The sequence below is a fragment of the Neisseria sp. P0021.S005 genome, from assembly GCF_051956955.1.
The window spans coordinates 1-1,249 of record NZ_JBQCWY010000789.1; the positions used below are offsets into that span (position 1 = coordinate 1).

General features: G+C 53.5%; 2 protein-coding genes. Both read right to left on the bottom strand.

Annotated features, from left to right (window positions below):
* On the bottom strand, positions 1–132 hold a 132-nt coding region (gene xseB / locus ACTHUE_RS19310; RefSeq protein WP_440424202.1), incomplete at its 3' end, for an exodeoxyribonuclease VII small subunit.
* 135 nt (positions 133–267) lie between these two features.
* On the bottom strand, positions 268–1,249 hold a 982-nt coding region (locus ACTHUE_RS19315), incomplete at its 5' end, for an RNB domain-containing ribonuclease (RefSeq protein ID WP_440424201.1).

The following is a 1,249-nucleotide window of genomic DNA, read 5'->3' on the forward strand; positions in this document are numbered from 1 at the left end:
GACCAATTCGTTGCCTTCCTGATAGGCGGCCAGGGCGTCTTCCAGCGGCATTTCGCTGCTTTGCATGGCTTGGGTCAGGGTTTCGAGGTGGGATAAGGCTTCTTCAAAGGATTGGGGGGCGTTTTTTTTCATGGTTTGAAATGATGGGCAGAAAAGGGGAATTGTAGCATTTTTAGATGATTAAGGCCGTCTGAACAGGGATGAAAACGAAATCAAAGATTTCTGTTTTTGCGTTCAGACGGCCTTTTTTCAAACGGAATAATGTTATCAGCCCGGTAAAACGGCTTTTTGATAGTTGAGCGCGATAAACTGCTTCTCGGCATCCAATTCAGTGATTTTGAACAATGCCTGCGATTTAGGCAGCGCGTCAAACGGAATACCGGTCGCGCGCGTTACCAGCGGCAGGCCTTCAATGCGGACGAGGTCTTCTTTGAGGATGGTAGCCGTCAGCTCGCTCGTGCCTTGCTGTTGCAGGTACACGAGGCTCCAGTAGGCTTCCATTTGGCGTTGGAAGTCGGCGTAGGCTGTATAGGCGGCATCGAAGTCGCGCAGCGCGGCGAAAAGCTCGGCATCGCTGTTTTGATACAGCGGTTCGGCAGTGTCATCGATCAGGCTGATCAGCTGCTTTTGGTTAATGTAGTCGGCGGCGCGGCGCAGCGGCGAGGTAAACCAGCCGTAATGCTGCACGCCCATGCCGATGTGCGGTTCAGATTTGGTGCTCATGCGCACTTTGCCTGCCGGTTGGACGCGGAAAAGGCCGGGCAGCTCGTTTTCATCCAGCATTTGCGCCCAAGTGCTGTTGGCAAGAATCATCATCTCGCTGACCAGCGTATCGATGGGTGAACCGCGTTCGCGGCGGACGACGGATACGTTGCCTTCCTCATCCAATTCGATGCTGTAATCGTATTGCGGCGCGCGGTCGGGCTCGTATTTGCCGCGCGCTTTTTGCAGGGCGATGGCAAATTGATAGAACCAAATCAGGTCTTGATGGTGAGCGAACATCATTTCGCCTGCTTCGTCCAAGCCGGTTTCGGCGTTGAAATGCGGCTCGATGGTTTGGATGCGCAGGTTTTCAGCGATGTTGACCGCTTCGATTTTGCAGGTTGGCGTGCCGACGTTGAACTCGTTGTCCACATCGAAATAAATGCTGATGGAAGGGCGGTATGCGCCTGCATCAAGGCTGAACGCGGCAATCCAGTTTTCGGGCAACATAGTGATTTTGCCGCCGGGGAAATAAACCGTGCTCAAG